The 17772-nt window shown below is 66.3% G+C and carries 12 protein-coding genes; 4 read left to right on the forward strand and 8 right to left on the reverse strand.

What is annotated here, in order from left to right; translation table 11 throughout:
* Positions 1–180 precede the first annotated feature (180 nt).
* On the forward strand, positions 181–2166 hold the full coding sequence (locus AC3WSN_RS10300) for a hybrid sensor histidine kinase/response regulator (protein WP_492537740.1): 1986 nt from the start codon (positions 181–183) through the stop codon (positions 2164–2166).
* A 321-nt stretch (positions 2167–2487) separates the two neighbouring features.
* Here the strand turns inward: AC3WSN_RS10300 and AC3WSN_RS10305 are convergent, their stop codons facing one another.
* Both AC3WSN_RS10305 and AC3WSN_RS10310 read right to left on the reverse strand, forming a co-directional pair.
* Positions 2488–4545: an ATP-binding protein gene (locus tag AC3WSN_RS10305; protein ID WP_492537742.1), complete on the reverse strand. Its 2058-nt coding sequence runs from the start codon at positions 4543–4545 to the stop codon at positions 2488–2490.
* Positions 4542–6065 carry an ATPase domain-containing protein gene (locus AC3WSN_RS10310; RefSeq protein WP_492537744.1) on the reverse strand — a complete coding sequence of 508 codons (1524 nt, stop codon included), beginning with the start codon at positions 6063–6065 and terminating at the stop codon, positions 4542–4544. The genes AC3WSN_RS10305 and AC3WSN_RS10310 overlap by 4 nt, the downstream gene beginning before the upstream one ends.
* Positions 6066–6307: 242 nt before the next feature.
* Between AC3WSN_RS10310 and AC3WSN_RS10315 the strand changes: the two genes are divergently transcribed.
* Positions 6308–7315 carry an HWE histidine kinase domain-containing protein gene (locus AC3WSN_RS10315; RefSeq protein WP_492537746.1) on the forward strand — a complete coding sequence of 336 codons (1008 nt, stop codon included), beginning with the start codon at positions 6308–6310 and terminating at the stop codon, positions 7313–7315.
* Between the two features lie 299 nt (positions 7316–7614).
* A complete protein-coding gene (locus AC3WSN_RS10320; protein WP_492537748.1) occupies positions 7615–10389 on the forward strand; it encodes a PAS domain-containing protein in 2775 nt (924 codons plus the stop codon).
* Between the two features lie 42 nt (positions 10390–10431).
* Here the strand turns inward: AC3WSN_RS10320 and AC3WSN_RS10325 are convergent, their stop codons facing one another.
* The 4 genes from AC3WSN_RS10325 to AC3WSN_RS10340 form a co-directional block, all read right to left on the reverse strand.
* The gene (locus AC3WSN_RS10325; RefSeq protein ID WP_492537750.1) at positions 10432–10845 is read right to left on the reverse strand and encodes a hypothetical protein; all 414 of its coding nucleotides are present in this window, start codon (positions 10843–10845) and stop codon (positions 10432–10434) included.
* A 10-nt stretch (positions 10846–10855) separates the two neighbouring features.
* On the reverse strand, positions 10856–11461 hold the full coding sequence (locus AC3WSN_RS10330; protein WP_492537752.1) for a cyclase dehydrase: 606 nt from the start codon (positions 11459–11461) through the stop codon (positions 10856–10858).
* 72 nt (positions 11462–11533) lie between these two features.
* On the reverse strand, positions 11534–12706 hold the full coding sequence (locus AC3WSN_RS10335; RefSeq protein WP_492537754.1) for a zinc-dependent alcohol dehydrogenase: 1173 nt from the start codon (positions 12704–12706) through the stop codon (positions 11534–11536).
* A 604-nt stretch (positions 12707–13310) separates the two neighbouring features.
* Positions 13311–13577 (reverse strand): hypothetical protein, encoded by a 267-nt coding sequence (locus tag AC3WSN_RS10340; protein WP_492537756.1) that lies wholly within the window; start codon positions 13575–13577, stop codon positions 13311–13313.
* 332 nt (positions 13578–13909) lie between these two features.
* Between AC3WSN_RS10340 and AC3WSN_RS10345 the strand changes: the two genes are divergently transcribed.
* The gene (locus AC3WSN_RS10345) at positions 13910–14446 is read left to right on the forward strand and encodes a GNAT family N-acetyltransferase (RefSeq protein WP_492537758.1); all 537 of its coding nucleotides are present in this window, start codon (positions 13910–13912) and stop codon (positions 14444–14446) included.
* A gap of 129 nt (positions 14447–14575) precedes the next feature.
* Here AC3WSN_RS10345 and AC3WSN_RS10350 read toward each other — a convergent pair whose 3' ends face one another.
* On the reverse strand, positions 14576–17128 hold the full coding sequence (locus AC3WSN_RS10350; RefSeq protein ID WP_492537760.1) for a sensor domain-containing protein: 2553 nt from the start codon (positions 17126–17128) through the stop codon (positions 14576–14578).
* A 297-nt stretch (positions 17129–17425) separates the two neighbouring features.
* The gene (locus AC3WSN_RS10355; RefSeq protein ID WP_492537762.1) at positions 17426–17671 is read right to left on the reverse strand and encodes a hypothetical protein; all 246 of its coding nucleotides are present in this window, start codon (positions 17669–17671) and stop codon (positions 17426–17428) included.
* Between the last annotated feature and the right edge of the window lie 101 nt (positions 17672–17772).

A 17772-nucleotide genomic window follows, 5' to 3' on the forward strand; every position in this document is an offset into this window, starting at 1 on the left:
CGCCACCTCAAGATCCTGTCCGCCTTCGATCCAGAAGTGCTGTGTGCCGCTCGCGCATCTACCGGCCGCGCCGCTGGCCGAGCATAGGAACCAAGACCCGATACACAGCCTTGGCTAAGCGCGACGCGCGTCACTGGGTAGCCCCTCGCTCGGGGCCTGCCCGTGCAGGAAGGAACACGCATGGCATCCCAGTCTGGGTCCGCCACCGAGAGCGCAGACGAACAGCGCTTCCGGCTTCTGGTCCAGTCGGTGACCGACTACGCCATCTACATGCTCGATCCCACCGGCATCGTGACAAGCTGGAACCCTGGGGCAGAGCGCTTCAAGGGCTACACGGAAGCCGAGATCATCGGTCAGCACTTCTCCCGCTTCTACACCGAGGAGGATCGTCAGACCCGTTTGCCGCATCGGGCGCTTGCGACCGCAGTCAATGAGGGGCGGTTCGAGCAGGAAGGCTGGCGCGTCCGCAAGGACGGCGCCCGGATGTGGGCCCACGTGATCATCGACCCCATCCGCGACCCGTCCGGTACGCTCGTCGGCTTCGCCAAGATCACGCGGGACATCAGCGCTCAGAAGGCCGCCCGTGAAGCGTTACGCCAGAGCGAGGAGCGGTTCCGGCTGCTGGTACAGGGGGTCACCGACTACGCCATCTTCATGCTCGACCCAGAGGGTGTGGTAACGAACTGGAACTCAGGCGCGGCTCGGATCAAGGGCTACACGGAAGCCGAGATCGTCGGGCAGCACTTCTCCCGCTTCTACAACGCGGAGGACCGGGCAGCAGGCAAGCCTGCCAGAGCTTTGGAGACGGCTACGCGAGAAGGCAGGTTCGAGGCCGAGGGCTGGCGGGTGCGCAAGGACGTCACCCGCTTCTGGGCGAGCGTGGTCATCGACGCCATCCGCGACGAGACCGGCCGGCTTATCGGCTTCGCCAAAGTCACCCGCGACATCACCGAGCGGCAGAACACGCAGGAAGCACTGGAGAAGGCCCGGGCGTCCCTATTTCAGGCGCAGAAGATGGAGGCGCTCGGCGGGCTCAGCTCTGGAATCGCGCACGATTTCAACAACATCCTCACCGTCGTCCTTGGCAATCTCGATCTCCTCCGCCGCGCGCCCGAGCAGCGGCGAGAGCGCCTGATCAACAACGCGGTGCAAGCTGTGGAGCAGGGCCGCAAACTGACTCAGCAGTTGCTCGCCTTCGGACGTCGGCACCTGCACCAGCCCGAAGTCCTGGATCTGAACCGGCTGATCCTCGGTATGGACGACATGCTCAAGCAGTCCCTGCGCGGCGACATCCGGGTGGCGTTCGATCTCGCGCAAGGGCTTTGGCCTGTAGAGGTCGATCCGGCCCAGCTACAGATCGCGCTGATCAATCTCGCGGTGAATGCGCGTGACGCTATGCCCAGAGGTGGTGAGTTTCGGATCAGAACCGAGAACGTCACTGCGCCAGGCAGCGAACTTGAACAGAGCATCGCGATTGCGGTGTCTGACACCGGGTCCGGCATGCCGCCCGAGGTGGTTGCCCGTGCTTTCGAGCCGTTCTTCACCACGAAGGAGGTCGGCAAGGGCACCGGGCTCGGCCTGCCGCAGGTCTACGCTTTCGTACAGCAGTCACGCGGTTCCGTCCGGATCACGAGCGAGGTCAACCGCGGCACGACCTTCACGTTCTCACTGCCGCGCACGCATGCGCCGGTCGTCGAGGCTCGAAGGGAGAGCCTGAAACCTGACGATCCGGGGCGCTCCCTTCGCGTTCTTGTGGTCGAGGACAACGCGCAGGTGGCGGAGGTCGCCGCCTCGATCCTGGCTGAGCGCGGCCACAGGGTCGTGAGCAGCGCCAATGCGTCGGAGGCTCTGCACGTGCTGGACGGGGGTCAGTCGTTCGATGTGATCCTGTCAGACCTCGTGATGCCAGGGGAGATGAACGGGTTTGATCTCGCCCTGCGCGTTCGCGAACGCTGGCCCGCGTTACCGGTGTTGTTGGCCACCGGCTACAGCGAGCAGGCAGCCAGGGCGATCAAAGCGGGCTTCCCGCTGATCTCCAAGCCCTACCAACCTGCGGCGCTGCTGCTCGCCCTTGAGGGGACTGCTTCGACTCCCGTGGCTGCTGCGCTGCCGGCTGATGTTGTTCGTGTGCCGCGCACGGCAACAGTGATTGCAGGCGAGACCTGAAGCACTGCCTCATCTTCGTCCGAGGCCTCCTCAATGCCTCAACCTCGGACAAAGCGATCGGCAATGAGGGCATCAGGATCGGCAGCGTCCGCCCGCGGGATGCGGCCCTGACCAGCTGGATGACCGGGTCGGGCGCAAAGCCAAACCTCCGGTCTTGCCGGCATTGGCGGTCAGGCGTGCTGCCATCTAGCCGATTGCGGCCAGTATGCTCCTAGCCGAATCTTGGGAAAGCGGACATGCCGCGCGGCCTATTCGCTCGTGACCCTGAGGGAGGGTGATCGCGATGCGCTGAACCAGGCGGGGCCGGTTGCTCTTATCCGTTCAGCGCCCTTCGCCGGCCAGCACCAAGCGTAGGGACCGTGCGAGTTCGTCGCGTCGGTACGGCTTGTTCAGCACCGGCAGGTCTCCCCGGCCGATCACCTGCCCCTCATCGAGGTTCGCCACATAGCCCGAGGTGAGCAGCACCTTGATGCCGGGACGTAGTCTCTGCGCCTCGACGGCCAGTTGCGAGCCGTTCATGCCGCCCGGCATCACCACGTCCGAGAACAGGATGTCGATGCGCTCCACGCCCGTCAGATGTTCCAGCGCCTCGGCGGCGTTGCGGGCGACGACGACCCGGTAACGCAGCTCCTCCAGGCTCTCGACCGCCATGCCGAGCACCTGCTCGTCGTCCTCGACCAGCAGGACCGTCTCGCCGTCCCCGGCGCGGCGAAGCGGGATGGTCGCCCCCGGACCCGTCCCGACTTCCTCGCCGGCCGGGTCAGTCGAGCGCGGGAAGTACAGGCTGACCGTTGTGCCCCCGCCGACCTCGGACTCGATCTGTGCGAATCCCTTGGCGCTGCGCGTGAAGCCGTAGACCTGGCTCAACCCCAGCCCGGTCCCCTTGCCGACCTCCTTGGTCGTGAAGAACGGCTCGAAGATCCGTCCCAGCACCTCGGGCGGGATGCCGCTGCCCGTGTCGCTGACCGACACCGCCACGTAGGGGCCAGGCGCCACGCCCTTGTCGGCGACGGCTGCCGTCCCGAGGTGGACGTTGCGGCTCGTCACCACGATGCGGGCGTGGCGGTCATGACCCTCCAAGGCGTCGCGCGCGTTGACGATGAGGTTCAGCACCGCCGCCTCGAACTGGGCCGGGTCGATGCGGATCGGGTCAAGCGCCGGGTCGAGGTCAAAGACGAGCTCGACGGCCCCGCCCGCCGCGCGCTCGGCGAGCGGCTTGAAGTCGATGAGCAGACGGTTCGGGTTGAGCGTCTGGGGCCGCAGCATCTGCCGCCGCGAGAAGGCGAGGAGTTGCTGGGTCAGCTGCTCACCACGCCGCGCGGCACCCATCGCCGCCTCGGCCAGCCGCTTCACACGGTCGACGTGCTCGGGCCTCCGGAGGATCATGTCGAGACCGCCGACGATGACGGTGAGCAGGTTGTTGAAGTCGTGGGCCACGCCGCCGGTGAGCTGTCCGATGGCCTCCATCTTCTGGGCCTGGCGCAAGGCTTCCTCGGTCAGGCGCTGGTCGGTGCGGTCCATCAGAATGCCGGCGATGCGCAGCGGCAGGCCGGCTTCGTCACGCTTGATCTGCCCCCTCATGGCGATCCAGCGAACCTGCCCGTCGGCGCGGTGGATGCGGCACTCCAGGTCGAGGATGCCGGTCTCGAGCGTCGTAGCGAATGCGCGTTCCGCGGTGTCGCGGTCCTCCGCGACGACGTGGGCGAGGAGGCTCTCCCGGTCCCAGCGCGCCCCATTCCCGTCATAGCCGAAGACGGCATCGAAGCGGGGCGAGCGCCGCGAGGCGCCGGTGCGGTAGTCCAGGTCCCACGAGGCCATACCAGCCGCGTCGAGCGCGAAAGCCAGGGTTTCGTGCGCGGCCTCGACCTCCCGGGTGCGCTCGGCCACGCGCCGCTCCAGGTCCTCGTTCGCGAGCCGGAGCTGCTCTTGCACCCGCTCCCGCTCCAAGAGGTGCTCGCGGGCCTGGTACTGGCGGTGGCGTGCCCGCAGGGCCGAGGCCGCGGCGCTGGCGAGCGTCTCGGCGTTGACCGGCCGTTCCAGCAGGACGACGTTGCCGAGGCGGGCGAGCAGGCGCGAGGCGCGCTCGGAGCGGCGCCCGGCCTGGCGGGTCGCCAGCACGATGAACGGGAAGTCGGACCAGGGCGGCTGCGCGTCAAGCCAGGCGAATAGGTCGTCCGGCTTGCCGGCCTCGGCCAGCGCCTCCTCGGTGATCAGGGCGGCGCCCGCCCCGGTCTGGAGGCAGGCGAGCCAGCCCGAGATGTCGGAGCAAGCCTCGGCGCGTGTGCCTGCCCGGGCGAGCACCTGCTCCACGACCTGGGCGTCGCGCCCGCGCGGCGCCAGGATGAGGATGCGTTCCTCGTGCGAGTCCGGCGCGGTCACCGGCGCGCGCCCTCGGTGAGGCCCTGGCCCGTCAGCATCGCCATCTCCCCGCGATAGGAGGGCAACCCGGTCAGCACGCCCTCGAAGTCGGTGAGCGCCTCCCCGACCTGGATGCCGCCCGTCGTCAGCTTCATCTCGCGGATGCTGCGCTCGTGCGCGTTGACGCGGCTCTTCACCACCGAGAGGGCAGTACGGACCTCGCCCTTGGCCTCGAAGAAGCGGAACAAAAGGATGCTGTCGCTGAGATAGCTCAGGTCGACATCCGTCCGAACCTCACCGACGACGCCGTGCTGGCCCAGAACCAGGAGCGTGGTGACGCCCTGCTGGTTCAGGTAGCTCAGGAGCTCGTGCATCTGCAGGATGAGGAACTCCTCGCCCGGCATCGCGTGCAGGTAGGCGTTGAGGCTGTCGACCACGATAAAGCTGGCCCCCCGCTCCTCGACCGCCTGTCGAGCCAGGCTGGAGAACTCCCCGGGCGAGAGTTCGGCCGGGTCGATCTGCGTGATGGTCAGTCGCCCCGCCTCGACGTGGGGCGCGAGGTCCATCCCGAGCATGGCGGATCGGGCGAGCAGCGTCGCGAGCCCTTCGTCGAACAGGTAGTAGGTCGCGCTCTCGCCGCGCTCCAAGGCGGCTACCATGCAGCGGACGGCGGTCGTGGTCTTGCCGACGCCGGAAGGTCCGAGCAGCAGCGTATTGGTGCCCGGCACAAGCCCGGCGCCGAGCAGCAGGTCGAGCTCGGGCGAGCCGGTGGACTTGCCCCGCGCATCGAAGCTCGCGTGGTGCTCGGCGGCGATCAGGCGCGGGAACACCTGGATGCCGCCGGTCTCCAGGACGAAGTCGTGGTAGCCGCCGCGGAACTTGATGCCCCGCATCTTGATGATGCGTACCCGGCGCCGCTCGGAGCCGTATTCACGCGGCGCCTGCTCCAGCGAGATCACCCCGTGCGCGATGCTGTGGAGCTGCACGTCCCCGGTCTCGGAGGTCTTGTCGTCCAGCATCAGCACGGTGCAGGCGCGCTTGGCGAAGAAGCGCTTGAGCGCGAGGATCTGGCGTCGGTAGCGCAGCGGGTTCTGGGCCAGCAGGCGCAGCTCGGACAGGCTGTCGAATACGACCCGGTCCGGCTTCGTCTCCTCGACGCGCGCGATGACCTCCCTGACGGTTTCGCCGAGCTCGATTTCGGACGGGTGCAGGATCGACTGCTCGCTGTCGGGGTCGAGGCCATTTTCGTCGACGAGCTCGTAAACGTCGATGCCGTCGAGGTCCCATCCGTGCGTCGCCGCGGCCGCGCTGAGCTCGTCGGCCGTCTCCGACAGGGTGACGTAGAGGGCGCGCTCGCCGCGGGCGACACCCTCCCGCAGGAACTGCAGGGCCAGCGTCGTCTTGCCGGTGCCGGGCGTGCCCTCCAGCAGGTAAAGCCGGCTCGGCGTGAGGCCGCCGCAAAGGACCTCGTCGAGCCCGGTGACCCCGGTCGAGATACGGGACGCCTCGCCGGTCGGGCGGCTCGTCGTGGTGTTGGTCATCGTCGGTCGAGGCTCCGTGGGGAGGGGCGGACCTTGGCGAGCCGGCACGGTAGCGGCCTGCCAAGTCCTTGTCAGCGCTCGCGGCACCGCATCGTAGGGATCTAGGAGGTCCCTATACCGGCGGTCTGCGGCGACGGGGCGCGGGACGTCGCTGAGCGCCAGTTACACAGGTGCGCAACCTGCAGCTGCGTCATAGGTTTGCTGGGCAACCCCGCGGTTTCGAGCTGGGTCGGGAGACGACCTTGGAGGCTCAGGACAATGCGAGGACGGCGGCACCGGATCCCAGGCTCCTGCGCGCGGCGGTCGAGGCGTCCGGCGAGGCCATCCTCATCACCTCGGCTGACGTCGACGAGCCGGGCCCGCTGATCGAGTACGCCAACCCCGCCTTCACCCGGATGACCGGCTACGAGGCGCGCGAGATCGTTGGCCTGTCGCCGCGCATCCTGCAGGGACCCCTGACGGACCGGACCGTCCTGGACGGCTTGCGCGCCGCCCTTGAGGCCGGAGAAGCCACGCAGGCCGAGGCGGTCAACTACCGCAAGGATGGCTCGACCTACGTGGTCGAGTGGCTGATCACGCCGGTGCGGGAGGCCGACGGGCGCCTCACGCACTGGGTCGCGACGCAGAGGGACGTGACGGGACGGCGCGCCCACGAGGACCGTCAGGCGTTCATGGTGCGTGAGCTGCACCACCGGGTGAAGAACACGCTGGCCACCGTCCAGGCCGTGCTCAACGCCACCGCGCGCTCCCCCCTCTCGATCTCCGAGTTCATCCGCGCCTTCTCGGGCCGGATCGCCTCGCTGGCCCGCACGCACGCGCTGATCACCGAGGACCTTGCCCAGGCCGCCTCGTTCGAGGGGCTGCTGCGGGCCGAGCTCGACCCGTACGGCGAACGGGGCCGCCTGACCCTGGACGGGCCGAAGGTGGTGCTGCCGTCCGAACTCGCCGTGCCGGTCGGCATGGCCCTGCACGAGTTGACCACCAACGCCCTGCGGCACGGGTCGCTTGCCGATCCGGACGGCCGCCTCCAGGTCACATGGTGGGTCGAGGATGGCACGTCCGGCCGAGCCCTCCGCTGGAACTGGGCCGAGCATGACGGGCCGCCTGCCGCGCATCCCACGCGCCAGGGCTTCGGCCACCGGCTCCTCAACAAGGTCTTGGCCACCCAGACCGGGGCGGAAGTGGATGTCGACTTCGCGCCAGACGGACTAAGAGTGTCCGTGCGCATGCCGTTGCCCGGCACCGAGTAGCAGCCTCTCTCGTGACGAGCCTTCACGCCTTCGTCCGACCTTGATGCGAAAGGCCGCAATCCGGCGCATCAGCGGGAAACACCCGCAATACCGCATGTGCTAGGAGGCTCGTATGCACCTCGAATACGCCCTCGACAGCACCTCGACGCGAACCCCACTCCTCGGGAACGACAGTCAGCGTGCCACCGGCGGCCCGGTCCGTACGGCCGCGCGGTCTCTCTCGCCGCTCCCGCGGCCCGGTCCGGCTCGGGGCTGAGCCCGTGGCTTCGGAGACGTCGGCTTTCCACGGTGGTGGCCTCATGGGCGCGCGCGTGCGTGCCTTCGATTGGACGACCACGTCTTTGGGGCCGCAGGAGCGCTGGCCCCCGTCGCTGCTGACCCTCGTGCGGGTCATGCTCAACTCGCGCCAGCCCATGTTCATCGCCTGGGGCGCGGACCGCACGCTGATCTACAACGACACCTATGCGCCCATGCTGGGTGAGCGCCACCCCGCGGCCCTAGGTCGCCCGTTCTTCGAGACCTGGCCCGAGGTGCGGGGAGAGGTCGGTGCGCTGATGGATCGTGTGTACGCCGGCGACCCAGTGCACATGAACGACTTGGCTCTCACCCTCCATCGCAACGGCTATCCCGAGGAGACGCACTTCGCATTCTCCTACACGCCCGTGCCGGGGGATGACGGAACAATCACCGGCCTGTTCTGCGCCTGCACCGAGACGACCCGTCAGGTTCTCGCCGAGCGGCAGGCCGCGTCCGAGCGCCAGCGTCAGCAAGCGCTGCTCCAGCAGGTGCCAGGTTTCGTCGCAGTGCTGCGCGGCCCGGGCCACGTCTTCGAGTACGTCAACGATGCCTACGTTACGGTGGCGGGCCGTCGTGACTACATCGGGCGGAACGTGCGCGCGGTGTTCCCGGAGCTGGCCGGGCAAGGCTTCTACGAGCTTCTCGACCATGTCTACGCGACGGGCGAACCGTTCGTGGCGCAGGCCCTGCCTATCCGGCTGGTCGGTGAGGACGGCGACCGGTACCTCGACTTCATCTACCAGCCCATCCGCGGTGCCACAGGGGATGTCACCGGCATCTTCGTGGGCGGCTACGAGGTCTCGGAACAGATCCGCTCGCGGGCTGCCTTGGCCGAGAGCGAGAGCCGCTACCGCACGCTGTTCGAGAGCATTGACGTCGGCTTCTGCATAATCGAGGTGCGATTCGACGACGCGGATCGAGCCATCGATTTCCAAATCGTCGAGGCCAATCCCGCCTACGAGCGGCAGACTGGCGCCAACGTCGTTGGCCGGTGGGTCAGCGACTTTGCTCCCGACCTCGAACAGCACTGGTTCGACACCTATGGGCGCGTCGCGCTGACGGGCGAACCCGCTCATATCGAGAACCGGGCCGACGTGTTCGGACGTTGGTTCGACGTGCGCGCGTTGCGTGTCGGCGATCCAGCGGCGCGTCGGGTCGCGGTGCTCTTCAGCGACATCTCCGAGCGCAAGCGCATGGAGCAGACGCTCCAAGACCTGAACGCGACCTTGGAGCAGCAGGTCCACCAGCGTACGGCCGAGCGCGACCAGCTCTGGATCTTGTCCGAGGACATGCTGGCGCGAGCCAATTACGATGGGATGATGTCGGCGGTCAGCCCGGCCTGGACACGGGTGCTCGGCTGGTCGGAGGCCGAGCTCCTGTCGCGGCCGTACGGGACGTTCATGCACCCCGACGATATGGGCCCGACGCTCGCCGCCCTCGCCCGGATGGGTGAGACGCGGCAGCCGACGCGCTTCGAGAACCGTATCGCCACCGACGACGGTCGATGGAAGCTTATCGAGTGGACGGTGGCGCCAGAGCCCGACGGCGCCAACTTCATCGCGGTGGGCCGCGACCTCACCCTCGCGAAGGCGCGCGAGGCGGAGCTGGCCTCAGCCCAGGAAGCCTTGCGCCAAGCGCAGAAGATGGAGGCGGTGGGCCAACTCACAGGCGGCGTCGCGCACGACTTCAACAACCTGCTGACCGTGATCAAGTCCTCGACCGACCTCCTGAAGCGTCCGAACCTGCCGGAGGACCGCCGCGAACGCTACGTCGGCGCCATCTCCGACACCGTCGCACGCGCCGCCAAGCTCACGGGCCAGCTCCTGGCCTTCGCGCGGCGGCAGGCGCTCAAGCCCGAGGTCTTCGACGCCGGCCGGAGCGTCCTCACCATCAGCGACATGGTCGGCACCCTGAGCGGCTCGCGCGTTCGAATCGTCACGAACATCGCGGACGAACCTTGCTTTGTCGATGCCGATCCGAGCCAGTTCGATACGGCCCTCGTGAACATGGCCGTCAACGCCAGGGATGCCATGGAGGGCGATGGCACTCTGACCATCACAGTGAACCCTGTGGCGACAATCCCGTCGATCCGCACCCATCCTGCCGTGAGCGGCGACTTCGTCGCTGTGGGCATCGAAGACACGGGCTCCGGCATCGCCCCCGAGCAGATTGAGCACATCTTCGAACCGTTCTTCACGACGAAGGGCGTAGGACAGGGAACTGGTCTCGGGTTGAGCCAGGTCTTCGGCTTCGCCAAGCAATCGGGTGGGGAGGTCCGTGTCCAGAGCACGATCGGACAGGGTACGATGTTCGTCCTGTACCTGCCGCGCGTTGAGGCCGCGACCCGTCCGCCCCAGGCGGATCCGGAACCCCTTGTCGACGGGCATGGCATGTGTGTCCTCGTGGTCGAGGACAACCCCGACGTGGGCACATTCGCGACCCAGACCCTGACCGAGCTCGGCTACGTCACCGTTTGGGCGATCGACGCCGAGGAAGCGCTGGCCGAGTTGACCAAGGATGCCGACCGCTTCGACGTGGTGTTCTCCGACGTGGTGATGCCCGGGATGAACGGCATCGACCTCGCCCACGAGATCCGCCGCCGGCACCACGACCTGCCGGTGCTGCTCGCCTCCGGCTACAGCCACGTGCTGGCACAGAACGGCACCTATGGGTTCGAGCTGCTGCACAAGCCATACTCGGTCGAGCAGCTCTCGCGCCTTCTGCGCAAGGTCGCGAGCTGGGAGCGGCGCAAGCGCATCCTGAGCGAGCTCCCCTGATATTCAGCGCGTCCCAGCGACCGCATCGGTTCTGTCAGGCCCTCACCCGTAAACCTGAGCGTGTAGGCGCGCGCACGAGCGGAACGCCGTGCTGCTGGTGCCCGCGTAGAGCGCGGTCATGAAGTCGGCCGGCGTCTCGCCACTGCTCGCCCGGACCGCCCCACCGAGCGCGGGGTGGATGATCAGACCGGCTCCGGGGGTCAGCCCCAAGGTCCAGAGCAGGACGTAGACGATGAGGACGACCGGGCCGCAGAAGGACAGCACAGCGCCCCGCTTCTGCCCGGCCGCATCGGCGGCGGCGCGGAAGATCGCCCAGGTGAGATGGGCGACCCTGTCCGCGATCAGGCCTGTCCCGATACGCGCGCAGAGGACCGTCAGGAAGATGTCGGCGAGGACGAGGCCCATGACGAGCACGCCCGATGCCTGTTCGAGGACGGGCAGGATCAGGCCAGCCATCCTTCCGACCTCAGGCGTTGGTTAGGGTCCAAGGACGCATCGCTTCCGGGCCGATGATGTCGGGCGGCGGTTTGAAGCCGCGTGCCGCGCCCCGCATCGCCTCGGCACGACGGCGGAAGCCGCTGCGCTGGCGGTAATCGCGTCGGACCTTCTCAGACGGAGCGAGCGGGGCTTCCGAGAGGTTCCGCGCACAGATCACGTCGGCTGCGGTGACGCCGGCCAAAGCCACAAGGGCGATCACCACGTTGTCCTTGCGCGGATTATGACCCTCAAGCCCAGGCAGCACCGTGGCGATGTCGAGCGCGTCGCCGGCGACACGTGCCGAGATCCACGGGGTCGGATCTCTTGCGCCCAAGATCCCGATCCCTTGCAGGAGTTCGCGCACACCGTAGGCTTGGATGATTGGGGCCGAGCGCGGCATTCCAAGCCAGCGAGCGATGGCGCCGCCGCACGCCACCTCGGTAAGCCCGAGGCCGATCGAGAACCAACCTAAGCCTTGGGCGAGTTCCCTGGTTGCGGGATCTGGCCTGCGGCGCGGGTCTGACACGAGGTAGCTCGGCAACTCGGAGCGATCAGGAGCGCCGCTCCGGCGGCGTTGTGACATGGCCTCGGACATGCTGACTTCCTCGCTGCACCAGGGAGGGCGAAGGGAGCAGGCCCGCCGCAGCGCGACGGGCCGTGGAACCACTCAGGGTCTGAGCACCACCTTGATGCAGTTGTCCTTCTTGTCGCGGAATGTCTTGTACATCTCGGGCCCTTGTTCGAGCTTGGCCCGATGGGTGATGACGAAGGACGGGTCGATCTGACCGTCGTCGATGCGCTTGACGAGGTCGTCGGTCCACCGGTTCACGTGGGTCTGCCCCGTGCGGATGGTCAGTCCCTTGTTCATGAGGGCTCCCATCGGCACCTTGTCGATGAGCCCGCCATAGACGCCCGGGATCGAGAGGATGCCGGCGGGCCGGCAGACATAGATCATCTCGCGCAGCACTGAAGCGCGGTCGCTCTCCAGCATCACCGCCTGCTTGACGCGGTCGTAGGCGTGTTCGAGCGCGCGCGGTGAATGCGCCTCCATGCCGACGGCGTCGATGCACTTCTCCGGGCCCTTGCCGCCCGTGAGTTCGTTCAGCCGCTCGACTACGCTCTCCTCGCTGTTGTCGATGGTGATGGCACCGCCTGCGCGTGCCATCTCCAGGCGCTCGGGCACGCTGTCGATGCAGACCACCTGCTTTGCCCCGAGCAGCAGCGCGGAGCGCAGCGTCATCTGACCGACGGGGCCAGCGCCCCAGATCGCGACCGTATCGGTCGGCTGGATATCGGCCTGTACCGCTGCCTGCCAGCCGGTGGGGAAGATGTCACCGAGGAACAGGACCTGCTCATCGCTCAGGTTCTCCGGCACCTTGATGTGGGTCTTGTCGGCAAACGGCACGCGGACGTACTCGGCCTGCCCGCCCTGGTACCCGCCCGTGAGGTGGGTGTACCCGAACAGTCCCGCGGTGGTGTGCCCGAAGGCTTTGTCGGCGATGTCCTTGTTGCGGTTCGAGCGTTCGCAGACGGAGAAGTAGCCGCGCTTACACTGGTCGCACTCGCCACAGATGATTGTGAACGGCACGACGATGCGCTCCCCTTTCTTGAGCGCGCCATCAACGCCTTTGCCGGTCTCGACAACTTCGCCCATGAACTCGTGGCCCATGACGTCGCCCTTCTCCATGCCGGGCATGAAGTGGTCGTAGAGGTGCAGGTCCGAGCCGCAGATCGCGCAGGCGGTGACCTTGATGATCGCGTCGCGATCATCCTCGATCTTGGGGTCCGGGACCGTGTCGCAGCGGATGTCCTCAGTGCCGTGCCAAACCAGCGCCCTCATGGACCATCTCCTAACATGTATGAAGTTTTCATACCCCCGATTTCAGATCTACTGGTTCGAACGGGCTTCGAATTGAAAGGTTTCATACCCTAACTGCTCAAAATTTGAGCTTAATTACACTCACATCCACGTTTTATCTTGGCCATAACAGATTTCTATGTCGGTATTAGAACGTTATACCAATTGAGAACAAGCAAGTTTGGCAAAACCATTTAGTGGGCAAGGGCAGCAGCCGCCGAGCTAATCTGGCGCTATGAAGGAATACGGCCCTGTTGGAGCGGGCCGAGCGCCGACGACGCCTGCTTCGGCGCATGCTTGGACAACGGGCAGAGATCGCCGCAGGCCGGAGATAGAGCGTCGGCTTCAGGACGAAGGGCCAAGGTCCAGTTGCCAGCCGAGCCGAAATTGCGGGCGGTTTGACGAACGGCCGCTTTGGAGAAACGCCGACATCTGTCCGGGCGGCCGGGTTGGGTCGGGAGCAGACCCGGGTGGCTGCCGTGATGCCTCCAGCTGCTGCTCGACAGCGTGGTATTGGCAGAGGCGCCTCCAAGGCGGCCCCTGCCAAGAACTCACCGATCGTGTCGTGCGGGTACGCCCGAGGACTTCATCGTGCGGGTGCGGTTGTGCTCCCGCCTGCGCCGACGCCAGGACGCACGGTGCCGGTTCCAGGCACCGCCGCGGCGCCGGTTGCGGGTGAGCGGGTGCTGGTACCTGTTGTCTCTTCGGTCGCCTTCTGCCCTTCGCTCTTCACGGAACCCGGGTTGTTCATGTTGCCCGTAGCGCTACCGCCGCCGGCCGGCTGTTGGGCATAGGCTGTGCTGGTGAGAGCAACAGCAAGCGCGGCCGAAAGGCCGTATATCTTCATGCGCATGGGCGTTTCCTCAATCGTCCCAAGTCTGGGATCGTACATCAACGCAGCCTGCGCACTCTTTGTTCAGTAGAGATCGGCGGTGATGGCCGCGAGGACGTAAGAGAGCCAGCGCGTCATCGGGTGAGGACCCGATCGCAGGCACCTGTCGGCGGTGCTGGTGCCCGCGGGCGGCCAGCAGGACGAGAAGACCCCACAGAAGGCCCTGGTCGGTTCGGATGGCTTTTCGCCATGCCGCTTCGGGGCAGCAATGCATCGACAGGGAAGCAAACGTAGCGGCCGCGCCTTTTTTCGACGCATTGCGAACCGTGGCGGCGCTGCCTTAAAGATCAGCCATGCAGATGCGGATTGCCACGGCAGACGACGGGGCGCTGATCGCACGTCTCCACACGGCGAGTTGGCGAAGCGCCTATCGTGCAATCCTCAATCCTAACTTCCTGGCCGGTCCGATCGAGGAGGATCGGCTCAGCGCTTGGATGTCCCGGATCGCGCAGCAGGACCCGCACGAACTCATCATCATCGCCGAAGCCGCTGACGAGCCTATTGGCTTTGTTTGTGCCGTGGGGGCTGAGGATGATCAATGGGGGACGTTGATTGACAATCTTCACCTCCTGCCGGCGGCAAAAGGACGAGGACTGGGCGCAATACTGTTGAAACATGCTGCAGAATGGTCGGCGAATAATTATAGAAGGGCTGGAATTTACTTGTGGTGCTACGAGCAAAATATGCCGGCCCGCCGCTTCTACGAACGTCTTGGCGGCGTAGTTGTTGAGCGAAGCATGCATGACGTGCCGGGCGGGGGCGTCCGACCCGCTTTGCGCCTTCATTGGCCTGACCTGGTCTCGGCGTTCAGCCTCGGTGAGGTCCGCTGACCACACTGAGCCGACCTTGAACAGCATTGCGTCTACGGCCGCTTTCGGGAAGCGCGGACGGCTGTCTGGACGGCTGCAACGGGTCGAAAGCGGCATGGCCGCTCAGGATCTGCGATGTTGCTCGTGACATCAAGCCGCGTGCCTGCTCCGGTGCGTTCGTATGAAGCTTAGAGCGTCGGACGCGGTCACGGGCTTGCTGTACAGGAAGCCCTGCATCTCGGTGCAGCCTTCCTGTTGCACCTTCTCGGACTGATCCTGCGTCTCGACACCTTCAGCCGTGATAGTAGCTCCCCGTCGAGAGCCGATGCCGACAATCGCTCGCACGATCGAGGCCGTATCCGGGTCAGCGATGTCGCGGATGAACGTGCGGTCGATCTTGATCTTGTCGAACGGAAACCTGCGCAAGTAGCTCAGGGATGAAAAACCGGTGCCGAAATCGTCCAGCGCTATGCGGACGCCGAGAGCCTTCAGCCGGTGCAGACAGGCGATCACCGCCTCGCTGTCCCGCATCAACACGCTCTCGGTGATCTCAAGCTCAAGCCGATGCGGCGCCAGTCCCGACGTGAGCAACGCCCCCAGGACGGCCTGCTCCAACCCGGGCTGCTGGAACTGCACGGCCGAGACGTTGACCGCCACACGCAAGTCATCCGGCCACGACACGGCCTCGCGACAGGCGGCGCGCAGGGCCCATTCACCCAGCGCGACGATCAGGCCCGTTTCCTCGGCCAGCGGGATGAACTCAGAGGGCGGTATCAAGCCGCGCGTCGGATTTTGCCAACGCAGCAACGCCTCGAACCCGCTGACCGTTTCATCTGCGGCACACACGATCGGCTGGTAGTGCAGCGTGAACTCGTCGCGCCACACCGCTTCCCGCAATGTCTGCTCGCGTTCGCCCTGCACCGCAACCATCGTGCTCATGCTGGGATCGTAGAAGCAGCACTCGCTGTGCGGGGCCGTCTTGGCGATGTAGAGCGCCATGTCAGCGTGGTTGAACAGGCTCTGGCCGTCGAAGCCATCCTGTGGTGCCAGGGCAATGCCGATGCTGATGCCGACGCTCATCCGTCGTCCGTCAAGCTCGATCGGCTGCTCCATCGACTGGATCGCGCGGCGAGCAACCACACCCGCGCTCTGTGAACCATCAAGGCGGCTGACGATGATCGCGAACTCGTCTCCGCCAAGTCGCGCGACCGTGTCGCCGTCGCGCACGGCAGCGCGCAACCGTTCGGCGACGACCTGTAGGACTGCGTCCCCCGCCAAGTGGCCGAGCGTGTCGTTCACGACCTTGAAGCGGTCCAGATCACAGACTAGCAGGGCGAAACCGTCGCCGTGGCGCCGTGAAGCCGCGAACGCCTGTTCGAGCCGGTCGCGGAACAGCGCTCGATTGGGCAGTCCGGTCAGGCCGTCGTGCGTGGCCATGTGGGCCACCTGCTGCTCGGCCGCCTTGCGCCGTGTGATGTCGATCTGCGTGCCAACGACCCGGAGCGCGCGACCGCTCGCGTCGCGACCGACGACCTTGCCGCGTGTGAGAACCCAGATCTGGCCACCGCTCTTCGTCAGGAGCCGGTACTCGCATTCATACGTCGCTGTCAGGCCGCGCAGGTGGTCGCGCATGGCGCTGACAGCGCGCTCGCCATCCTCGGGATGGGCGACCTGCGGCCACAGTTCGAGGTTCGGCCTCAACTCGCCCCGCTCGTACCCAATCATCCGGAACCAGCGGTCGGAGAACCACGCTTCGCCCGTCACCAGGTTCCAGTCCCAGAGGCCGTCGTTGCCGCTGTCCAAGGCATGGGCGAGGCGATCCTCGCTCGCGCGCAGTCGCGCCTCGCTCGCCAAGAGCGCGCGCTCGCTCTCGGCCCGTCGTGTCGTATCACTGTACGTGCGCACATAGCCCCCGTCCGGAAGCCGTACGACCCGCACCTCAAGGCTTGTTCCGTTTGGTCGCGCCCGCTCGTACACGTCGGGCAAGCTGGCGAGGTCGGCGGCATCGAGAGCGCCCATCAACGAGTCCGGGCTCGTCTGATACTCGCCACGGGCGACCTGATAGGCGTTGATGACGTCGTAGGGGCTGCCCTCGCACAGAACGCTTTCCGGCAGGTCGAGGAGCTCCCTCGCGCGCCTATTATGCAGGCGCACGCACATGTCTGGGCCGTACAGGATCAGCCCCTGATCCATGTTCTCCAGTGTGGTGCGCAGAAGCTCGCTCGTCTCGCGCAACTTCTCCTGCATCCATGCCTGCTCGGTGACATCCAGGAGGATGCCGACGATAGCGGTGACCGCGCCCGAAGCGTCGCGTTTTGGCACGCCGCGGATGATGACGGTGCGCTCTGCGCCATCCGGTCGAACGATGCGAGCTTGTCCGTTGTAGGTACCCTGCAGGCTCGGCTCTGTTCCATGGATCACGGCCTCGATGCGCGTGCGGACCGCGTCGCGTTCGTCCGGATGGTAGAAGCGCAGGTGCTGATCGAGTGGCATCAAGCCACGATCCGGCATGGCAACGCCGAAGATCGAAGCCACGCCCTCCGTCCAGCGAATGGTCCGGTCGGGTACGTTGATGCGCCAGCGGCCGAACTGGGCAGCGATCTCAGCAAGACGCTGGGCATCGTAGTCGGACGCCGCGGCGGCATCTCCGACCGTATCATTTTTGAATGGGATGCCCGCTCCCTCAGCTGAGATCGGATACATTACGACCCCTACTAGATCAGGGCAATCATAGAGGCTTATCCGTTAAGCAATCACGGCCCTGTTCGGCATGTGCAGTGCAATATCTACTTTTCTCAAGGAATGGTTACCGCGTTGTACTTGGCAATTCATATTGTTTTGGTGAGCTGAGGCGTTCGCCTGTCGCAACCACGCAACGCATCAGCCGCGACCGGAATGGCGTTTCGGGGTAGGTGACTGCAACCGACAATTTCAAGCTCGCCTTCGGCGCCTTCGTGGGGATCGAGATCGTGCCGATCACGGTGCGCTCGACCGTCACCATCAGGGCAAGATGCGCCTGTGCCTGCTCACCCTCGATCCCGCAGCCAAGGGCAGCGGGCACCTGGAGAAGAACGCCAACTTGTCGGCAACCGCCTGCTCGCTGTCCGCGAACTCGACCGATGCGCAGGCCATCCAGGGCGACAACAACGCCACCGCCAGAGCCGACATGATCTGTGCCGCCGGCGGGGCGAGCACCAACCGCGCCAACTTCGCGCCGCCGGTCACGACGGGCTGCCCGGCGATCAAGGGCCCCCTCGTGGGCACTGTCACTACACAGACGCCCGGTGATTGTGTCACCGTCAGCATGACCGCCGGACCTGGGCCGGGCAAAGGACCCGGTGGCCCCG

It is taken from the genome of Methylobacterium sp. FW102-HT35C08 (assembly GCF_058790235.1).

Bases quoted from the DNA above. Each gene is read 5' to 3' on its own strand.
- AC3WSN_RS10320 (WP_492537748.1), top strand. From the start codon at position 7,615: ATGGGCGCGCGCGTGCGTGCCTTCGATTGGACGACCACGTCTTTGGGG.
- AC3WSN_RS10330 (WP_492537752.1), bottom strand. From the start codon at position 11,461: ATGTCCGAGGCCATGTCACAACGCCGCCGGAGCGGCGCTCCTGATCGC.
- AC3WSN_RS10345 (WP_492537758.1), top strand. From the start codon at position 13,910: ATGCAGATGCGGATTGCCACGGCAGACGACGGGGCGCTGATCGCACGT.
- AC3WSN_RS10310 (WP_492537744.1), bottom strand. From the start codon at position 6,065: ATGACCAACACCACGACGAGCCGCCCGACCGGCGAGGCGTCCCGTATC.
- AC3WSN_RS10350 (WP_492537760.1), bottom strand. From the start codon at position 17,128: ATGTATCCGATCTCAGCTGAGGGAGCGGGCATCCCATTCAAAAATGAT.
- AC3WSN_RS10335 (WP_492537754.1), bottom strand. From the start codon at position 12,706: ATGAGGGCGCTGGTTTGGCACGGCACTGAGGACATCCGCTGCGACACG.
- AC3WSN_RS10325 (WP_492537750.1), bottom strand. From the start codon at position 10,845: ATGGCTGGCCTGATCCTGCCCGTCCTCGAACAGGCATCGGGCGTGCTC.
- AC3WSN_RS10300 (WP_492537740.1), top strand. From the start codon at position 181: ATGGCATCCCAGTCTGGGTCCGCCACCGAGAGCGCAGACGAACAGCGC.
- AC3WSN_RS10340 (WP_492537756.1), bottom strand. From the start codon at position 13,577: ATGCGCATGAAGATATACGGCCTTTCGGCCGCGCTTGCTGTTGCTCTC.